The 289-nt window shown below is 43.6% G+C and carries 1 protein-coding gene; it reads left to right on the top strand.

The window, feature by feature from the left end:
• Positions 1-60: 60 nt before the first annotated feature.
• A partial coding sequence (locus tag C1I60_RS26030) for a hypothetical protein (RefSeq protein WP_252361853.1) occupies positions 61-289 on the top strand: 229 nt, incomplete at its 3' end.

The following is a 289-nucleotide window of genomic DNA, read 5'->3' as shown; positions in this document are numbered from 1 at the left end:
TCAGGGAACGAACTTCTCAATGACGGGAAAAAGGCTTGGGATGGTTTTACAGAACCTCTTGTGAAAAAGTGGAACAATTTTATTCCAAACCCGCTGACAGACACGAAGCAAGAAAGTTATGATGCAGGGTATGACAGCATAAAAGCTGTAGAGCGTGGAGTGGATGTCATTACAATCGTCAAGGGAGGAGCCAAACTCACTAAGAATTTAGGAAAGCTAGGCAAAGAAGAAGCCTCCTTCTCTAAAGGAATCAAGGGTGTGGAAGAAAAGAACGGTGGAAAAGGTGGAA

Origin of the sequence: Paenibacillus terrae, from assembly GCF_005217525.1 — a bacterium.
GTDB lineage: Bacteria > Bacillota > Bacilli > Paenibacillales > Paenibacillaceae > Paenibacillus > Paenibacillus terrae_C.
The sequence above is the reverse complement of the archived record's forward strand: the minus strand, read 5'-3'. Positions and strand labels throughout refer to the sequence as shown.